Origin of the sequence: Pigmentibacter ruber (assembly GCF_009792895.1) — a bacterium.
Lineage (GTDB): Bacteria > Bdellovibrionota_B > Oligoflexia > Silvanigrellales > Silvanigrellaceae > Silvanigrella > Silvanigrella rubra.
The window spans coordinates 251,663-270,976 of the sequence record NZ_WSSC01000002.1 but is presented as its reverse complement, the minus strand read 5'-3'; the positions used below and the strand labels follow the sequence as shown (position 1 = coordinate 270,976).

The 19,314-nt window shown below is 29.9% G+C and carries 14 protein-coding genes; 12 read left to right on the top strand and 2 right to left on the bottom strand.

The features are described from left to right. Window positions 1-93: 93 nt before the first annotated feature. Both GOY08_RS07650 and GOY08_RS07645 read left to right on the top strand, forming a co-directional pair. The gene (locus GOY08_RS07650) at window positions 94-3,060 is read left to right on the top strand and encodes a response regulator (protein ID WP_158998306.1); all 2,967 of its coding nucleotides are present in this window, start codon (window positions 94-96) and stop codon (window positions 3,058-3,060) included. Window positions 3,061-3,071: 11 nt separating this feature from the next. After that, window positions 3,072-5,297, top strand: coding sequence for an ATP-binding protein (locus GOY08_RS07645; RefSeq protein WP_158998305.1), 2,226 nt, complete (start codon window positions 3,072-3,074; stop codon window positions 5,295-5,297). Here the strand turns inward: GOY08_RS07645 and GOY08_RS07640 are convergent. Next, window positions 5,294-8,836, bottom strand: coding sequence for a transglycosylase domain-containing protein (locus GOY08_RS07640; protein WP_158998304.1), 3,543 nt, complete (start codon window positions 8,834-8,836; stop codon window positions 5,294-5,296). The two genes, GOY08_RS07645 and GOY08_RS07640, sit on opposite strands and share 4 nt — an antisense overlap. A 120-nt stretch (window positions 8,837-8,956) precedes the next feature. On the opposite strand from GOY08_RS07640, the gene lgt reads away from it, so the two are divergent. From lgt to GOY08_RS07590, 10 genes are all read left to right on the top strand, one after another. Further along, window positions 8,957-10,114: a prolipoprotein diacylglyceryl transferase gene (lgt, locus tag GOY08_RS07635; RefSeq protein ID WP_158998303.1), complete on the top strand. Its 1,158-nt coding sequence runs from the start codon at window positions 8,957-8,959 to the stop codon at window positions 10,112-10,114. Next, window positions 10,111-10,917 carry a phosphatase PAP2 family protein gene (locus tag GOY08_RS07630; RefSeq protein WP_158998302.1) on the top strand — a complete coding sequence of 269 codons (807 nt, stop codon included), beginning with the start codon at window positions 10,111-10,113 and terminating at the stop codon, window positions 10,915-10,917. The genes lgt and GOY08_RS07630 overlap by 4 nt, the downstream gene beginning before the upstream one ends. 72 nt (window positions 10,918-10,989) lie before the next feature. Further along, window positions 10,990-11,475 (top strand): LOG family protein, encoded by a 486-nt coding sequence (locus GOY08_RS07625; protein ID WP_158998301.1) that lies wholly within the window; start codon window positions 10,990-10,992, stop codon window positions 11,473-11,475. Next, the gene (locus GOY08_RS07620; protein WP_158998300.1) at window positions 11,476-12,210 is read left to right on the top strand and encodes a LolA family protein; all 735 of its coding nucleotides are present in this window, start codon (window positions 11,476-11,478) and stop codon (window positions 12,208-12,210) included. Window positions 12,211-12,221: 11 nt separating this feature from the next. Next, window positions 12,222-13,616, top strand: a complete 1,395-nt coding sequence (gene cdaA / locus GOY08_RS07615; RefSeq protein ID WP_158998299.1) for a diadenylate cyclase CdaA — start codon at window positions 12,222-12,224, stop codon at window positions 13,614-13,616. Then, the gene (locus tag GOY08_RS07610; protein WP_158998298.1) at window positions 13,616-14,581 is read left to right on the top strand and encodes a CdaR family protein; all 966 of its coding nucleotides are present in this window, start codon (window positions 13,616-13,618) and stop codon (window positions 14,579-14,581) included. The genes cdaA and GOY08_RS07610 overlap by 1 nt, the downstream gene beginning before the upstream one ends. Before the next feature lie 10 nt (window positions 14,582-14,591). Next, window positions 14,592-15,941: a phosphoglucosamine mutase gene (gene glmM, locus GOY08_RS07605; protein WP_158998297.1), complete on the top strand. Its 1,350-nt coding sequence runs from the start codon at window positions 14,592-14,594 to the stop codon at window positions 15,939-15,941. 1 nt (window position 15,942) lies between these two features. Next, window positions 15,943-17,025, top strand: a complete 1,083-nt coding sequence (locus GOY08_RS07600; protein ID WP_158998296.1) for an alpha/beta fold hydrolase — start codon at window positions 15,943-15,945, stop codon at window positions 17,023-17,025. Beyond that, the gene (gene trpD / locus GOY08_RS07595; RefSeq protein WP_158998295.1) at window positions 17,015-18,043 is read left to right on the top strand and encodes an anthranilate phosphoribosyltransferase; all 1,029 of its coding nucleotides are present in this window, start codon (window positions 17,015-17,017) and stop codon (window positions 18,041-18,043) included. Before GOY08_RS07600 ends, trpD begins: the two co-directional genes overlap by 11 nt. Window positions 18,044-18,063: 20 nt before the next feature. Continuing rightward, entirely contained in the window at window positions 18,064-18,795 is a 732-nt protein-coding gene (locus GOY08_RS07590) for a hypothetical protein (RefSeq protein WP_158998294.1), read from the top strand. Here GOY08_RS07590 and GOY08_RS07585 read toward each other — a convergent pair. Then, window positions 18,792-19,280 carry a hypothetical protein gene (locus GOY08_RS07585; protein ID WP_158998293.1) on the bottom strand — a complete coding sequence of 163 codons (489 nt, stop codon included), beginning with the start codon at window positions 19,278-19,280 and terminating at the stop codon, window positions 18,792-18,794. The genes GOY08_RS07590 and GOY08_RS07585 overlap by 4 nt on opposite strands. Window positions 19,281-19,314: the final 34 nt, after the last annotated feature.

The window sequence follows — 19,314 nt, the reverse complement described above, 5'->3', positions numbered from 1 at the left end:
GCAGGCTGTCATTTTTTAAGACTCAAAAGAAAAGAGCAATTCCTAAATGTCCGATTAGGTGATTGGGAAAAAAGTTTGCTAAGGAAAAATTAAATGTTTCCTGAATTAGAAGAAAAAGTTCAAAATATTACTTTTTTGCGCAGAAGAAATTGGGTAATAGGTGTTTTTGCCCTTTCACTTCTATTAGGATTTATTAGTTATACAAAAGCAATCGAAAATATCTTTAATAAATTTGAACTTGTCATCTTTATTGGAAATATTTTGTTATCACTTTCCTTGATTTCTTTTTTTACTTTTAGAAGAAAGTTCTCTAGAAAACCTTATTCAATAATTCATTACTTTTCGCAAATATTTATCCTGACAAATCTTTTTGCTAAACTTTTTTTATCTACTAACAATTTTCTTTTGGATCAAGAAAGATTTCTAATCATTTCTACATTAAATATGCTAAATTGGTATGCAATTGTATTAAATATTTCTTTAATTTTTACTATCAAAAAACATAATAATATGATTTTTGATGTAAAGAAAGAAGAAAATCCTACATTTTACTTTATATATATGAGTTTATTAATCATACCAATTTTTAGTCTATTAAATATTAATGGAAATTACACTATTTGTTTTTGTTATTTAGTTCCAATAAGTTTTTTAATTACTTCAATTGAAAATTTACCATTAAAAAACGAAAAAAATGAATTAATATTATGTACTTTATTTACAGCACTTTTTTGCACAACATTCCAATTAGGTAGTCAATTAAATTATAGTTCTACTATATTTCCTTTTCTAAATGAAATAGCTACTTTTTTTACATTAGGAATTTTATCTTTTAGAAATCAAATTAAACTTACAACAGAATTTAATAAAATTCATGAAATTTCAATTAATCTAGCTAGAAAAATGGGTGAACTTAGTTTGATGCATATTGAATCCCAAAAATCAGAACAAGCAAAAGAAAATTTTTTAGCAACTATGAGTCATGAAATTAGGACACCAGTAAATGGCATTATTGGACATGCTGAGTTATTAAATGACACAGACATAAGTGATGAACAACGTAGACTTTTAAGTATGATTACAATTAGTAGTAACAATCTAATGAAGCTTATTAATGAAGTTCTTGATTTACCAAATTTAATATCTGGTCATATTATATTAAGCAAAGAAGTAATTGATGTTTCAGAGTTAGTTGAAAGTGTTATTGATGTTGTTAGTCCAAAAAGTTTTGAAAAAGGTCTAGATTTAACATATTTTATTGAACCCTCTGTTCCGCAGGAAATTATTGGTGATAGTAAAAGAATTGGTCAAATTCTTTTAAACCTTTGCAATAATGCACTTAAATTTACAGAAAAAGGTGAAGTATTTATTGGTGTGACTCAAATTGATCAAATTGAGGATAACATTGTAGAATTACTTTTTGAAGTAAAAGATACAGGTATAGGAATTCCTGCTAGTAAAATAAAAAAATTATTCAAAGCTTACTCACAAACCGATGCTTCAATTTCAAGAAAATTTGGCGGTACTGGACTTGGTCTTGCTATTTCTGCTCAACTTATAGAACTCATGAAAGGTAAAATTTGGGTAGAAAGTGTAGTTGGTAAAGGAACTCGTTTTATCTTTACTTTAAAATGCCAAATTCCAAATATAACGACTCCAGCAAGGTATAACACAGAAGAATTTATAGGTTTAAAATGTTTGGTTATCTCAGAAAATCCTACTATGCGTTATATTTTGGGAAGAAGATTTAAACAATGGAAAATTAATGCAAAAATAGTTTCAAAATTTGAGGAAGCGCAAAATACATTAGGAATAGAAGAATTTAAAATTTTAATAGTTGACATTGTTTCTGAAAGCAAAAAAGCTATTATGTTTTTAAAAGCAAATCAAATTAACCCAATAGGAAAAATCCCTTCCATAGCACTTGTTTCTTTAGGTAAAAATGCGAATCCTGATTTACCACAAATTTCTGATGAAACAATTACAAAACCTTTAAAAACTGAAACATTAGCAAAGACAATAACCAATATCATTCATAAAAAGAAAAAAATCGAAAATTCTACTATAAAAACACAACAAGATGCATCAATAAGTTTATTAGGAAATTTCTTATCTACCGAAAAAATTAAACAAACAAAAATTTTAGTCGCTGAAGACAATCCTGTAAATCAAAAATTAATTGTAAGCATTTTAAAGAAAATGGGCTTTGAACCAAAGCTAGTGGAAAACGGAAAACTAGCAGTTGAAGAAGAAGAATGTGGAAATTATGATATTATTTTGATGGATTTACAAATGCCCGAAATGGATGGAATAAATGCCACAAAAAATATAATCATCAATTCTAGAGGAAGAAAACGTCCTAAAATAATTGCTCTCACCGCAAATGCAATGCCCGGTGATAAAGAAAGATGTCTCGATGCTGGAATGGACGACTATATTTCAAAACCAATTCAGTTCCAAGTTCTACAAGATTCTCTAAAAAAATGGATTGAATTGTCTGAGACAAATATAGATCTTAATAAAAATAAACAAAATTCAGCTCCTGAAGTCTTTAAAAACAGTGAAAATTCTCCAAATATAAATATTTCAAATCAAGAAAATGTAGAAAAAAATTTAGATAGTAAAAAAGAACCTCTTAAGGAATTAGCATCTATGTCATCTCAAGAAAGTACTACAAAATCTACTCAAGAATTAAAAATTCTTGTTGCTGAGGACAATGTTGTTAACCAAAAACTGATCTTAAGTATTTTAAAGAAACTTGGTTATACAGCAAAACTTGTTGAAAATGGAGCTCTTGCAGTAGAAGCTGCAACAAAAGAAAAATTTGACATCATAATAATGGACTTACAAATGCCTGTTATGGATGGTCTTGATGCAAGTAGAAATATAAAAGCAAGTAATGAAATAAACCCTAAGCCTATCATCATAGCTCTTACTGCAAATGCAATGGCTGGTGATAAGGAACGTTGCTTAAATGCAGGAATGGATGATTACATGACAAAACCAATTCAGATAAAAGTTTTAGAAGAGAATTTGAAAAAATGGGGAAATGTTAAATAATAAGGTTTTTTATGTACGGAATAGATAATAAATTTTATTGGAAAGTTTCTTACTTCTTATCAGATATAAGAACTGTTGCATGTTTTTTTGTTGCTTGTTTATCTCTACAATTAGCGAATACAAATTTTATTAATCCAAAGGTTTATATAAGCTTTTACTGTTTGTCTGCTTGGATGGTTACAGCTATATTCTTACTTTTTCGTTTGGTTTATTTAAGTGGTATTAAACAATATTTACTTTTTTCTAATATAGCAGCTATATATTCAATAATATGTTGGACTGAATTAACAATTACATTAATTAATGATGAAAGTCTTTTGAAAATATCACCTTTTCTTATTAAAATACCTCTTCTTGCATTTTATATATATATTCTAAGAATAAATTTGAAATTTAAATTACCAGTGAGTAGAATGGAACCATGGATAAAATGCATTTATTTTTTAGCTATTCCATATTTTATATTTTCAATATATAATTATATTAATCCAAATAAAACAGGCAAATTAATTGAGCTTCTAATAGTTACTTATATTAATTTATCAGCATTTTTCCACGCCTTAACAGTATCAGTGTTTGAATATTTACGCCTAGGAAAGTTACAAGATGACATGGAAAAACGGAACCAAGAAATTTTCCTCTTTGCAGAAAAAGCTAAAGAATCAACTAGACTTAAAGGGGAATTTTTAGCCAATATGAGCCATGAACTTAGAACTCCATTAAATGGAATTTTAGGTTCGGCAACACTCCTAATAGGTACCAAGCTCAATCAAGAACAAAGAAACTATTTAGAAACTTTAAGAATATGCGGAAATAATTTACTTGTCATAATAAATGAAATATTAGATTATTCAAAATTAGAAGCCAATAAACTAGAATTAGAACATATTCCTTTTGAAATTAACTCATGCATAGAGAATGTTTTTGAACTTTTAGCTCCAGCAGCTGCAGGTCAAAATACTCAACTTTTATATACTATTGATGAAGATGTTTCAAAAATAATTGTGAGTGATTATACACGTATTCAACAAATAACTACACATCTTGTAGATAATGCAATTAAGTTTACAAACAATGGCTATGCAACAGTTAGAGTAAAAAATGAACGCGAAGAAAAAAAACACTACATTAGAATTGAAGTGATAGATACTGGTAGAGGAATTTCTAAAAAAGATATTGGAAAACTCTTTAAATCATTTTCACAAGTTGATGATTCATCAACTAGAAAGTATGGCGGTACAGGATTAGGTTTGAGCATTGCAAAACGTCTAACGGAACTACTTGGGGGTAATATTGGTGTCAAAAGTGAAATTGGAAAAGGTTCTACTTTTAGCTTTACCATTAAAATAAACCCCGAAGAATGCTTTAATGCAAGTAAGGAAAAAGAAATTGAATATTCTAATAAACTTATGCAATTGCAAAATAAAATTTGTTTTATATTAGAAAAAAGCACTCTTCAAGGTGATATTTTAAAAGACAGAATAGAAAAATGGGGTGTTGAAACATATATTGCTACTAGCGAGCAAGAATCAATAGAAATTCCTTCGCAAATTTCACCTAGTTTTGTTTTAATTTCAGTTGATGATTTTGATTCAGAAAGAATTAGAAATGAATTAATCGCAAAATATATGGACCGACAAATAATTTTTATCGCACTCCTTAAAAATTCAAATACATATTATGCAGATGAAAAAGTTATTCCAATAGGCTTTGCTGCCTCTATAGCAAAACCATTAAGATATTCGCAGTTATTTGATACGTTGCTAGATACATCAAATGCAAAAAGAAAAGGTAACAGTGCAGGAATTAAAACTGAGCAAAATAAATTATCTGATACATTTCCTTTACGAATACTTGTTGCAGAAGATAATGTTGTTAATCAAAAACTCATTACTAATATGCTTAAAAAATTTGGTTATTTATGTGATATTGTTGCTAATGGAAATGAAGTAATAGAATCTTTGACCCGCAATAGTTACGATATCATATTAATGGATGTGCAAATGCCTGAATTAGATGGAATTGAGGCTACTAAAAAAATACTTCAAAAATATCCAAAAAGTTCTTCAAGACCACACATAATTGCAATGACAGCACATGCAAGAGGTGCTGAAGGGCAAGTATGCCTAGATGCTGGAATGGAAGGTTATCTTGGCAAGCCAATTGATATGAAAGAACTCAAGCAGGTTCTTGAGTTCTGGGGTGGAAAAGTTACAAAAATAAAATCTACAGCTTAATTTTTTTGTAAAACAGGTGGTGGAGGAGGAATATCATCGTTACTTTTATCACCCAATTTTGCCTTTGGCAGCTCTTCATCATCTGCTGAATCTAATGATGATTTATCATCATTTGTTTGTTTGCCTGAAAAACTTGATAAAGGAACAGGGACAATGGGAGCTGTATTAGTCTGTTTTTCAGGACTTTCAGAAGTTGATTCTGAAGTTCCTAAACTTATTACAGGAGCAGATGGTGGAGGTACGGGATTGTAAAATGACACCTTCCTTTTTGGAATAAATACTCCATCAGAAGTTGAACCTTGTAAGTAAACTTTAAATAAACGTTGTCCAGTGTCAGAGTAATCGTTGGCATATGGGTTATCTACCTGAGATTTTTCATCATCATCTGGATCTTGTGCTGAGACAGTCACACCTGAATTTATTGGAACAACGACTTGTGAAAGTCCAGATCCATAGTCAAACGGGATGACGTGAGCTTTTTTACTATGCAGAAATTTCCAATCTAGTTTTTCAGCGTAATCTTGGTCTTTAATGATTGCTACAGCAATTTCTTCCCAAGCAGGGATAGCTGCTCCACCGTAAACTCTATACCCTTTTCTTACCATTGGTTCGTTACTATCGTAGCCAATATATGTTGCTATAGTAAATGAATTATCGGGGGAAAGAATATCTCCTTTTGTAGTAGGGTATGGTAGGAAGCCAATATATGTACCATTCTTATATTCATTTGTTGTACCAGTTTTTCCAAAAGCTGGTACTTTGATTGGTGACGATAATAATTGTTTATCAATTTCTTCATCGTTTGAACGAAGAATAACACTTTTATTTAATATGTATGCCGTTCCAGCTGTTACCGTGCCGCGCAATGTATTTAATGTAGGTGCAGAATAAAAATTATCTGAAAATTGAAATTCTTTTGCTTTTGCTTCCCACAATAAGTTTCCATTTGCATCCTCAATACGTTTTATAAGTAACAACTGATTAGGTTGCGCCGTGTTAAAGTAACGATACGTTTTACCGGTTAAAAATGTTTGATACATTAAAGCAAGGTCTGCAAGTGTAACATCATTTGAACCTAAAGAAAAAGAAGGTACCCATTTTAAAGGTTCTTGAACACCCATATCATTTACCATATTCGCAGCGTAGTACATAGCTAACGAATATCTAAAATCAGAGTTCCAATATAATCTTTCTAATGCAGGAGCAGATTGTACATCTTTCCATTTTTTGTTTAAATCAGAATTTATGGAATCTATAATTGATACGTTTACTATACCATCAAGTAACACTGAAGATGAATTTAATAAATTTGGATTAGCTTTAACGTATGTTAACAATGAATCAAAATTTAACGGAGTTAATTTAGTAGAAGAAACTAAAGCAGAAGTAACTTCTGGTTTCCAAGGACTATTTCCAAGAAAAACAAGATTTCCATCATCATTTTTGGCAAAAGAAGATAATAAATCTCTGTCAACTTCTGCAAGATTAGATCCTCCTACAATTTTATTTAACGAATCAATCGCTTTTTTTGCTTGTATTGATAATTTATTCCAACGTAACAAGTTATTTTTTAAGATATTTAATCTTAATTCTTTTTCTTTTGGAGGTAATTCCTTATCGTCTCCAATGATTTGTTCTTGCTTTTCGAAGCCATTCCCATAATGTAATGTTCTTAGAAAAATTTTTAATCTATTGTTGCCAATTACACTTAAATCAGATAACATATCTGTTTTAACTTTTTCTAATATCCCACTCTTTATATAAATCTCATTATCAGCAGAAGCATTAAATTTATTAGCAATTAAGCTTAATGTTTGTTCTAAAGTTTTTCCCTTCCCAGAAATTTCAAGGAAATTTAATAGGTCAAGATATTGATCATAAGTTAATTTATCCAATAAATGTTTTAATAACCAAACACTGGATAAGTTTTCTGATTTTGCTCCTGCTCCCAAAATTGTTGTTTCTAAACTACTAATAGCATGATCAGGACGAGGAAAGTAGAAAACTCCTTGCCAAATAAAAGCATCACGAATATTTGGCAAAGGATCGAGTACTGTCCAACCTAATTGTTGAGCCGCATAATAAACTGGTAATTTGAAGGAAGAACCAGGTTGTCTCTCAGCAAAAATAGCACGGTTATACTCATTAGAAGAAAACCCACCAGCCATTGCCACTATTTTTCCTTTATCTAAAACTATCGCAGCACCTTGAACTCTTGGTCTTGATTCTAAATCACAAAATAATTGATTATCTTTTATCTTACTGACACTAGTTAAAACATACTGACCTACATGAAGTGATGATAACAGTACTTCTAATGATTTTTTCTTTCCACGTTTGTAAGGCTGATCTGCTATAATTGCGGTTCTTCCAAGAGCTTCTGTATTAATAATGCAAGTAGGAATTCCAAAACTAACTGTTACTTTCTCACTTTCTGCTGATTTATCTATAGATTCGACTTTACCTACATAAAATCCATATAGATCTGGTCGCTGAATATTTACAAAATTTGATTGAGGCTCAGCACTAAAACCATTAAGAATAATTTGTATACGACTTAAATTTTGTCTTAACCCATATTGAGAAGCAGATTGAATATTTTTTTCTAAAGTAGTCGTAAGTCTTAATCCCATTGTACCAACTTCATCAACATTATTTGCACCTATTGCGGTTAAAATCTCAGGTCGAGAAAGTTGTTTTAATATTATTTGATTTACGGCTAATTCATTAAACTGGAACTTACCTTGATTGAACGGAACCTGTTCCTTTACTGATTCTTCATATTGCTGTTTAGTTATTTTTTGAGTTTTTAATAATCTTTCTAAAACATAATTTTTTCTAATTAATGCTTCTCTTCTAGCTTTTTCTTGCGCAACAACAGAAGTTTTAGTAAATGGATTATATTTTTCAGGTCCTTTTACACTTCCTGCAATAAATGCAGATTCTATTAAATTTAAATCCTCTACATTTTTATTAAAATAATATTTTGCTGCAACACCAACTCCTCTGCCATTACCTGTGACATGAAACTGATTTAAGTAAAACTCAAGAATTTGATCTTTTGAATACATTTTTTCAAGTTTGAAAGCATTTATCATTTCTTGAAATTTTGTATATAAATCTGTTTCTTTTCGTCCAAATAAATTTTTTACTGTTTGTTGAGTTATAGTTGAAGCACCCTGCCTTGTTTTAAATATTATATTATGAATTGCAGCTCTAACTATCCCTTTTGGATCAATCCCAATATTGGTGTAAAAATCTTCATCTTCCGCAGCAACTATAGAATCTTTCATTGCTTGTGGAATTTGATCAATATTTACATAGATTCTATGCTCTTGACCAAACAAACTTCCTAATTGTGATTGACCATCTGCATAATACAGAACTGTTTCTTTCGAAAGAATTTCAATAATTCTTGATTTTTCGAAATCCGCATAGTTTCCAGCATAAACTTGCCAAGCTACATAACCAATTCCACCAAATACTGGTATGCAAGAAAGGAAAATTAAAAACAAAAAAAGGAAGAGAATCTTTTTCATATAAACTCCAAAATCAAGCATACTTTAATACGCATTGCTTGCTTGATCAAAGCAACCTACTGTCATACAGAAAGCTAGTGTATGATAAATTTCAAAGCATACAAGAGGAGACAGCAGGACATGATACCATCGCAATCTTATTGGACATTTGACTTAAGTCCCTTTGTTTTTCAAGTCAAAAATATAAATTTTAATTGGGTAACTACTTGGTGGGGGATTCTTTCTCTTCTTATTGTTTTTGGTGGAGGTTATTTTTTTACACGCCTAAAAATTCAAAACACAAAACTAGAGCTAAAAAATCCTAAAAATTCAATTGCTCTAAAAAAACTCCAGAACTGGGAACTCATTCAAACGATACTTATTTATTCCTTTGTTGTTCTAGGAGTCTTGTACTGTTTGCAAGTATTAAATGTAAATTGGGGCTTACGCTGGTATAGCACAATGTACCTAATTGGTTTTATTGCCGTCTATGTTGGCTGCATGCACTGGATTCGCAAAAAAACTCTGATGCTAACCGAAGCCATGTTAATGAATTTAATTACTTTTTGTATTTTAGGAATGCTCGTTGGAGCTAGATTAGTTTATGTTTTCATTTACAACTGGGATTACTATAAAGATCGTCCTCTAGATGCAATTGCTACATGGGAAGGTGGGCTTTCATTTCACGGTGGAATAATTGGAGTTTCATTAGCAATCATTTTTTATTGCAGAAAAAACAATATTCCTTTTTTCCATTTAACTGATAAATTGGTTCGCATTATTCCTATAGGAATTGGTATGGGACGAATTGGAAATTTTTTAAACGGTGAGCTATGGGGGCGCGCTGTTGAAAGCAATGTCCCTTGGGCAATTATCTTTCCTGATGGCGGAAATGTTGCAAGACATCCTAGCCAAATTTATCAAAGTTTGGGTGAAGGCTGGGGGCTTTTTGTTACTTTATTTATTATTTCCCGTTGGAAACACAGAGAAGGCACAATATCTGCTTGTTTCATTATGTTTTATTGCTTTTATCGTTTTATTGTTGAATATTTTAGAGCTGCAGACGCTCAAATTAACTATTTCTATTTAAATAATTTTACTTGGCAACCATTAAATGCGTTTCCAGGAACACCTAATTGGCAAGTAATTACTATGGGTCAAATATTATGCTTTTTCTTCTTTTTCTTTGGGTGTTTTTTGATGTATCTATCACGCAAAAATATCCTAGAAGGAGGCCAAGAATGGCAAACTAGAATGGATCAATTTATAAGAATGCATAACTCAGAGAAAAAGAAATGACTTTAGATCTTCCTCCACAAACTATTCCCCAGCATTATGAAGAAAAATTATCAAATTGGTCTAGTTTTAATCCTGGGGAATGGAAACAAGACATTTTTACAATTCCTCTTGAAATTGGTCTTATTGCTGGAATTAATCAATATAGTTCTATGCGATCCACACCACTATGGCCCTTTAATAATGAAGTTGCGGATAAAGATCCCAAAGAGACCACATATCCTCGCTCGAAACTATTACCTTATGCTTTAGGTACTTCTGCTGCAATTATTGGAGGTCTTAGCCTCTATTCAAGTGACTTTCCAACATATAGGCACGGTATCGGTTGGATACATGCACATCTTTTGACAGAAGTTGCTACTTCTACAGCTAAAGTTACTTTCCAAAGAAAAAGACCTTTCTATGATAAGAAGGTTTCTCAAGGAAATCAGCCTTCAATTGATGATAAATATTCATTTTTTAGTGGTCACGCTTCACATGCTTTTACATTCGCAACTTACTCCTCTGCTTTATTATTCAAGTATTCAGATTCTTCTTTGCTAAATTGGACTTATGCTAGCTTGATTTTTACGGGAGCAAGTATTATTGCTGCCTCAAGAGTTACCGATAATGCTCATAATACTAGTGATGTAATTACAGGAGCTATTGTAGGAACAATTATTTCAGCTTTTGTCTTTTTTAGAGTGGAAGAAGTTAATGAAAAAAAACAAGAAAAACTTATTCATAATTTAAATATGTCACCTATTGTCTACCGTGATGAAGTCAATAAATCATGGTACGGAATAAATGTTGATTTCAATATTTAACTGAACTTCTCATTTTTTTATTCTTTTTTTTAAAAAAATAAATTAGTATCTTCAACAATGGAGGTCTTAATAATGAATACAGTTCATCCGCCAGTTATTGCTTTTTATTATTCCACAGCAAATAACTTACCAAATGACTTAATTTCAGAAGGATATAATATTGGTACCTATTTTGGAAAATTATCGTGTAATATAATTTTAGAAAATCAACAAAATTCTCCATTAACAGCTTCTATTATGGAAGGAAGTTTACAACAAAATAAACTAAACAAATTTAGTCTAATTAAAAGTAAAGAAGAAAAATTTATTAAATCAGATATCCTAATTTTTTTGCCTGGTGGATTAGAAACTTTAGATGACCTTCTTTTTTGTATAAATTATAATAAAAAATTATCACAAAAAAAGCCTATAATTATTTATAATTATAGTAATTTTTACAGTAATTTTATAAATTGGATGGAAGAACTTTCTCTTACTAATTTTATAAATCCAAGTTCAGAATTATTTTGTATATGTCAAAATGTTTATGAATTTAATTATTTTTTTAATGAGGTATAAATGTTGAAAAATAACTTTATTAAATTTATTGGTATAATTTTTTCCTTTTTAATTATTATTTCATCAGTTTTTGCTGAAAAAAAACAAGATGCTAGTAGTGAAACTATTTTTGAAAAAAAATACCTTGAAATTTTAAAAACTGCTTCAAAACAAGACTTTTTTTCAGTTAATTTCAAACAAGAGATATATTCTGCTCTGCGTGAAAAAATTTCATCATCTGATGGAATTCTTCATATCAAAAAACCAGCATCTTTTAGATTTGAAATTATTTCCCCTCGTCAAGAAATTTATGTTTCTAATAGTAAAAATTTTTGGAAATATATTCCCGAATTAAAACATGCTCAAAGCTTGCAAGCAAATGCTAATGAATTAGCATTTGTTCAACTGTTAACTAATCTAGCAAATATCAAAAAATTCTATAACGTATCCGCTTGGAAAAAACCTGATGATCAAAAGACAAACGAGAACATAAATACACCGTATGTTAAATCTGACACTCCTCCACTGCAAAATGACGATGATATCCATTTAAGACTCATCCCTAAAGAAGACAAACAGCAAAAAGTTTTATACGCTGTTATTCAGGTGAAGACAGGTCTCATTCAAGAGTTAAGAATTGTTCAAACCAACGGAAACAGAACAAGATTACTTTTCAATGACTACTCATCTAAAAAATTTAGTGATGAAGTTTTTGAGTTTAAACCACCACAGGGAATCGTTGTGGATAAGCTATAAAATGGGAAGGAATGAATTACTTAGAGTCAATTAAATCTATAATTTCTTGGAAAGCATTTATCGACATATCATTGGTCGCATTTTTGCTTTATCAAATTATATCAATGCTTAAAGGTACTCGTGCGGCCCAAGTGTTGATAGGCATGCTCGTAATTTTTATTACTTATGTTTTTTCAAGTATGCTACAATTTGATACATTGCATTGGATTATAAGTAAATTTTACTCCTCCTTTATTATTGTAGTTATAGTTCTCTTTCAAGATGATATACGCCGTCTTCTAACTCGATTTGGTAGAGGACCTTTTGCTACTGGTCTTGATTCCGTTTCTGGTACAAACATTATAGAAGAAATTACAAATGCCGCTAAATCTTTAAGTCATGAAAGAATTGGAGCGCTTATAGTATTTGAACGTTCTGTGGGATTAGATAAATTGTATGATCACAGTATCATGCTTGATGCTGTTGTGTCTGAGCAACTTTTAAGTAGCATTTTTCAGTCATTTTCTCCACTACATGATGGTGCTGTAATTATAAAAAAAGATAGAATTAATTGTGCATCTGCTCAATTACCTTTATCTAAAAATCCAAGATTTTCAAAAAAGATGGGGACAAGACATAGTGCCGCAGTTGGTATATCAGAAGAAACAGATGCTGTTGTTTTAGTCGTAAGTGAAGAAACTGGAAATATTTCTATCGCATGGGAAGGTAACTTACAAAGACAAAGTTCTTCAGAAGCAGCGAGAAAAATGCTTTCTATTTTATTACTCCCAAGAGGACAAAATTCTAAAATTATGTATTGGTTTGAAAATTTTGTAATCTTTAAAATTCATAAAATTTATATAAAATCTAAATCATTTTTAAATTCTCCTTTTAGTAAAAATTATAAAAAAAGCGATAAGCAGCTACAAAGAAAAGTATCTTCTCTTGAAAATTTGGCAATGCAACAAGCAGAACTTTCAATACAACAAGTTGAATATGAAAATAAAATTGCCTCAAATATACCTAATAATATTCATATTAGATTCCCAAGAAGCTCAAAAATAAAAGATATTAAGTCTAATGATATGCAATTTATTTCAAGTAATATTTTAAGTAAAAATCAAAATTTAAATATTACTCAAAATATTAATGAAAATATCATTGAAGATGAGAATGATCTAAATGAAAATGATGATCATAAAAATAAAAATGGTAGTGAAAAAAATAAAGCTTTAAAAGCAATAACAGAAATTGCTCCTGAAGATCGTTTTGATCCTCCAATTCCTAAATCACCTCCTCCAAGAGATGTTTCAATTGGTGGAATTCCATTAGATCCTCCTATAGAGAAAAACAAAAAAGACGAAGAAAAAAATAAGAAAGATGATATTAATTTGAATGATAAAAAACAAAAGGATGAACCGAAATAATGCCAGTTGGACCACAGCAAGAAAATCTTTCAATTGCAAGAGAATTATTTAAATTAATAACTAATAATTTTTGGTTAAAAGTTCTTTCATTTTTATTTTCTATTGTCATTTTTTTCATTGTTAGAACTGATAAAGATCTTACTTTTGAAAAAGTTGCTAGAGTAAAATTAGTTACATCTCCTTCTATGATCATTCTTGGGCAAAAAGAAAGAACCTTAGATGTAACAATAAAACAACAAAATTCTATTTTTTCAATTTCTCCTACAGACATCGAATTGACTGGAGAAATTGAAATTATTAGTGAAACACCTGGAAAAGTAAGAGTAAAAGTTGGAAGAGAAAATTTTCCAAGACTGCCTAAACAATATAATATGATCATTGAGAGACCATATATAGATGTTGATATTGACAAAATTCAAGAAAAAATTCTTCCTATCCAAGCGGTTTTGAAAGGAGAACCACAACCAGGTTTAATGGTAGAACAAGTTAAAGTAACACCTTCACAAATTAAAGTTTCAGGTGCAAGACAACAGCTTGCAAGAACACAAAATATTTTTACAATCCCTATTGTTATAGAAGGCATTAATAAAAATTTAATTACAGATGCAAATATTGAACTTGAAGAATCTTCAGCGATTAAGTCCATTGAAAAAAGCGTTGTTGTTGCTATCACGTTGGGTCCAAAAAAATTTAATAGAACCTTTCGTTCTGTCCCAATTGAAATTAAAAACATAGCAAAAAGAAATTTTTCAAAAATACAATTACGTCCAAGTTCAGTAGATGTTGAAGTATCAGGTCAAAGGATTATACTTAATAAACTCGATCCTTCCGACGTTAGAGTTTTTATCGATGCTACAGACCTCAAACCAGGTTGGCAAGACAAACCTATTATCTTAAAAATTCCAGGAAATGTATCTTTAGTTAAGATCATTCCTGACTTCATTTCAGTTCATCTCAATCCTTAAAGGCTATTTTATGGGAAAATATTTTGGTACTGACGGTATTCGTGGCGAAGCTAATGCCGGCATAATGGCTCCTGTTAATTTATTAAAATTTGCTCAAGCTTTTGGAATTAGTTTAAAAAGAAAAATTGATAAACCTAAGGTTTTAATTGGCAAAGATACAAGAGTAAGTGGATATTTAATTGAAGGAATTATTTCTTCAGGTTTATGCAGTGTTGGTGTTGACGTATTATTTGTAGGCCCCTTACCTACGCCAGGAATTGCTTATCTTACTAGAGGCATGCGAGCCGATGCTGGAATTGTTATTTCAGCAAGTCATAATCCATTTTCAGATAATGGTATCAAATTATTTGATCATAATGGTTTTAAACTTCCTGATAGCGAAGAATTATTTATTGAAAACTTGATGGATAGTAATGAACTCGACAAACATTTAGTTACGTCAAAAGAATTAGGTAGAGCCAAAAGAATTGATGATGCGATAGGCCAATATGCGGTATTTCTCAAAGAAAAATTTCCAAAAAATTTAAAATTAGATGGATTTAAAATTGTCCTCGATTGTGCTCATGGCGCTGGTTATAAAGTGGGCCCAAAAGTTTTTGCAGAGTTAGGTGCAAAAGTTCATATCATCCACGACAATCCAGATGGATTTAATATTAATGAAGGAAGTGGTGCATTACACCCAGAAATATTAGCAAAAAAAGTTAAAGAAGTTGGTGCTGATATTGGTTTTGCTTTAGATGGGGATGCTGATAGAATTATAGTTGTTGACGAATTAGGTAACATTTTAGATGGAGATAATATTATTGCATTATGTGCTTTGGAAATGAAATCACATAATCAATTAAAAAATAATGGTGTCTGTGTTACGATAATGAGTAATAAAGGATTTGATGTTGCGATGGAAAATGCAGGTATCAAAGTCTTGCGCACAAATGTAGGCGATAGAAATGTCATGGAGAGCATGTTACTTAACAACATTTGCTTAGGTGGAGAACAGTCAGGACATCTTATCTTTTTGGATTCTAGCACAACTGGCGATGCCTTAATAGCTTGCTTAAAAGTTCTAGAAATAATGTGTCTGACTCATAAAAAAATTTCAGCACTAGCTTCTATTATGAAAAAGTTCCCTCAAATTACTAAAAATGTAAAAGTTAGTAAAAAACCTCCCATTGACACTCTTCCCTTAACGACTTCAATTGTGAGAGAATTTGAAAAAGAGTTAGGTTCTTCAGGAAGGGTTCTATTACGTTACAGTGGTACAGAGTCATTAGCTAGAATAACTTTAGAAGGGCCTGAGCTTGCGCAAATTGAATCCATGGCTAATCGAATTGAGCAAGTACTTTTAAAAGAGATTGGGTGAAATGCCACAAAAAAATTTTAACTTTCATTTTTTATCTTCTAATATGCATATTAACAGATATTTGCAATTAAAATTATTGCAGTTTGTTGTTAGACCAGCAAAAAAAGTAGAAAATCTTGAAGTAGTTAAGTCTACAGAAATTGCATTAGATAAATCATTCTCAAAAATTTTAAAATCTGCTTTAAATTTGACTGGATTTTCATCTAGTGTAATTACTACTAAATATGGACAAATTCACTATTATGATAGCAATCCAAAATCTGATCTAAAACCAATTATTTTTGTTCATGGTTTAGGTAGCAGCGCACAAAGTTGGTGGATATTAGGAAAAATGCTGGAAAATAAAAGAAGAATTATTATACCAGATTTATTTCATATGGCAGGTTTTAGCCAAGCTAATAATTCTGTTATGAATTTCTTAGAACATGCTGAATCTCTAATAGAATTTATCTCTAAAGTAACAGAAGACACAGTAGATCTTTGCGGACTAAGTTTAGGTGGTTGGTTGTCAATGTATATAGCAAGCACCCAACAAAAACGTGTTAATAAATTAATTTTACTAAATCCAGCAGGATTAAAAGTAAATCCATTTGGTTTAAGAGATACCCTCTCATTCTTAAGTTGGAGAAAATTTCATAAATTGTATCCTGGAATTATGAAAGCATTTCCATTCACTGGTATTCCAATTCTAAGTAAAACAGCCAAAAGAGCATTATACCGCAACTTGAAAGATGAAAAAATTAAAGATTTGCTTAATTCAACTAAAGAAGATCATTTTGTTGATGACAATTTAAAAAATATTAAATGTCCTGTTTTATTGTTATGGGGTAAAGAAGATAAATTATTATCTTGTAAAATACCCATACTTTTAAATAATAATATAAAGAATATTACAGCAAAGTGGGTTGACGATTGTGCACATGTTTTATCTTTAGAAGCTCCTGCAACTTGTTATCAAGAAATTAATAATTTCTTGAATTTAAAAAGTATTAAAGATAATATTTTTACACAACTAGTTTTATCATCAAGTTTTTCTTATAAAACAACGCTAATATTAAAAAAAGAGCGAGATCATGATTATTGATAAAAATTTTTCTCCAATAATGGAACAGGTTTTTGCTGGTCGCGGTTTTTCAATTGATGAAGCAGAAGCTCTTACATTCAGTATGATAGATGGTACTTTATCTGATGTAAGAATAGCAGCAGTTCTAACTGGATTTCGTTTTCTTCCAGTTTCTGAAGAAATTATCATTAAAATATTAAAAACAATAAAGACTCAAAGTGCATTCAAAACAAATAAATCATATGAAAATTTAGTTGATTGCAGTGGAACAGGCGGAGATAGAATTACAACTTTAAATATCATGACAACATCAGCGCTTATTGCTGCTGCAGCTGGTGCAAAAGTTGCTAAATTTACAGGGGCAGGTAATCTACAGAAAGCTAATAGCTTGGAGGTATTGCAATTATTAAATATTTTTCCTGCTGCAAATTCAGAAAAAGCTTGTGAACAACTTGAAGAAGAAAATATCACTATTTTAAGTTCCAAAATTGTCTATCCAAGCTTAAAACATTTAATGGATATTCGAAAAACTTTAGGCTTTAAAACTATTATTGATCTCATCATTCCATTAGCAAATCCATTGAATCTTTCTGGGCAATATATCGGAGTATTTCAAAAAGATTATTTACCGTTATTTATTAATTGCTTAAAACAATTAAAAAGGAAAAAAGCGCTTGTCGTACATGGAGAGGATGGTTTAGATGAAATATCAGTTTGCTCAGCAACTTATATCTCTAAACTAGACAAAGAAAAAATCACACATGAAGTTATTAAACCAACAGATTTTGGTCTTCCTATTTATCAAATAAAAGATTTGCTAGGAAAAGATTTAGAATATAATTCAAAAGTGTTAATTGATACTCTCCAAAATAAATCTAAACAAGCTATTATAGATGCTGTATCTTTAAATGCAGCAGCAACCCTTTGGTGTGCAGACAAATGCAATACTTTGCAAGAAGGCCTACAGTTAGCAAAAGAAACTATTAGAAGTGGCAGGGCTTTTAAAATTCTTGAATCTTGGAAAAATAAAACCCATTAATATTTTTTTTTGGAGTTTATATGGCAAAAAAAAAAATTTTAGATTTTTTTATTGAGCAACAAAAGAAAATAACAAATTTGCAAAAGCAACAATTATCAATCACTGAAATCCGCAAAAAAACAGACGAATATTTTAAAAAAAATTTAATTGATACTTGCTTTTCATTAAAAATAGAACAAAAAATTAATACATCCTCTTGGGTTACAATTCCAAATTATATTAATGATGAAGATTTCTCCAAACTTTTCCAAACAAAAAGAAATTTAGTTGAATTAACTCCCAGTGATGATTTATTCTGTTTATTTACTTCTCCAATAAATTTTGATTGGCAACAATATATAATCCAGAAGTCGAATAATTCTTTAATTTTTAGAACTGGTTTTTTTACTGAAGAATACGAAATTTATGATTCTATCCTCCAAGGCTTTAATGGCTTAATTATATATTGCAATATGCAAGATGTTTATGAAATTCAACTTCTTACAGAAATTGCTAGAGAGTATAAATTTACCTTGATTTTTTTAATTCATAATAAAAAACAACTATTTACAGTACTAGAGAGCGATGCTCCATATATCGCAATTTCCGGAGTAAATTCAGATAATTTTAAAAATAATATGCAAAATTTAATACAACTTTCAAGTTTTATTCCATCTTCAGCAAAAAGAATAGCTTGGATCAATAATTTAGAAGTTAAAGATAAACAAATTCTCCAACAAGTTGGATACGAAATTTTCTTTGAAGTACATTAATAATAATTTCTTTTTACACAATCATTTTTTGCACTCATATAATAAGAAATAAGAGCTCTTTTAATAAAATCTGGATCTTTAGTAGCAACAGAAAAATACATTGAATTATTTAAATTTTGAAAGCATTTTAATTTCACTTGTGATTCATTATCATCAAAATTTTGTAAATAATTAATTCTATCTTGAATTTTAAAAAATGTAGTTTCATAAACCTCTTTAACATTTTTATTCAAGTTATCATTATTATATATTTTTATTTCAATAGCATTATTGATACAGAACCTCAGCAACCACTCAGATTGAATATTAAACTTTCCAAAACCTCTAATTTGATCCATATGACTGGAATTTTTAGCCAAGCAATTTGCCTTGATAGTATCTAGCTCACTAATAGAAATTTCATTTTCAGTATTTTGATTTGCATAGATTGAATTATTTACAAATAATGAAATAATTAAAAATAATTTTGGTGTTTTTAATTTCATGTTAATCCTTCCCTTAATTATTTTTAACGAATGC

Coding starts and splice junctions, on each gene's coding strand:
- GOY08_RS07650 (WP_158998306.1), top strand. CDS start 94: ATGTTTCCTGAATTAGAAGAAAAAGTTCAAAATATTACTTTTTTGCGC.
- GOY08_RS07645 (WP_158998305.1), top strand. CDS start 3,072: ATGTACGGAATAGATAATAAATTTTATTGGAAAGTTTCTTACTTCTTA.
- GOY08_RS07640 (WP_158998304.1), bottom strand. CDS start 8,836: ATGAAAAAGATTCTCTTCCTTTTTTTGTTTTTAATTTTCCTTTCTTGC.
- lgt (WP_158998303.1), top strand. CDS start 8,957: ATGATACCATCGCAATCTTATTGGACATTTGACTTAAGTCCCTTTGTT.
- GOY08_RS07630 (WP_158998302.1), top strand. CDS start 10,111: ATGACTTTAGATCTTCCTCCACAAACTATTCCCCAGCATTATGAAGAA.
- GOY08_RS07625 (WP_158998301.1), top strand. CDS start 10,990: ATGAATACAGTTCATCCGCCAGTTATTGCTTTTTATTATTCCACAGCA.
- GOY08_RS07620 (WP_158998300.1), top strand. CDS start 11,476: ATGTTGAAAAATAACTTTATTAAATTTATTGGTATAATTTTTTCCTTT.
- cdaA (WP_158998299.1), top strand. CDS start 12,222: ATGAATTACTTAGAGTCAATTAAATCTATAATTTCTTGGAAAGCATTT.
- GOY08_RS07610 (WP_158998298.1), top strand. CDS start 13,616: ATGCCAGTTGGACCACAGCAAGAAAATCTTTCAATTGCAAGAGAATTA.
- glmM (WP_158998297.1), top strand. CDS start 14,592: ATGGGAAAATATTTTGGTACTGACGGTATTCGTGGCGAAGCTAATGCC.
- GOY08_RS07600 (WP_158998296.1), top strand. CDS start 15,943: ATGCCACAAAAAAATTTTAACTTTCATTTTTTATCTTCTAATATGCAT.
- trpD (WP_158998295.1), top strand. CDS start 17,015: ATGATTATTGATAAAAATTTTTCTCCAATAATGGAACAGGTTTTTGCT.
- GOY08_RS07590 (WP_158998294.1), top strand. CDS start 18,064: ATGGCAAAAAAAAAAATTTTAGATTTTTTTATTGAGCAACAAAAGAAA.
- GOY08_RS07585 (WP_158998293.1), bottom strand. CDS start 19,280: ATGAAATTAAAAACACCAAAATTATTTTTAATTATTTCATTATTTGTA.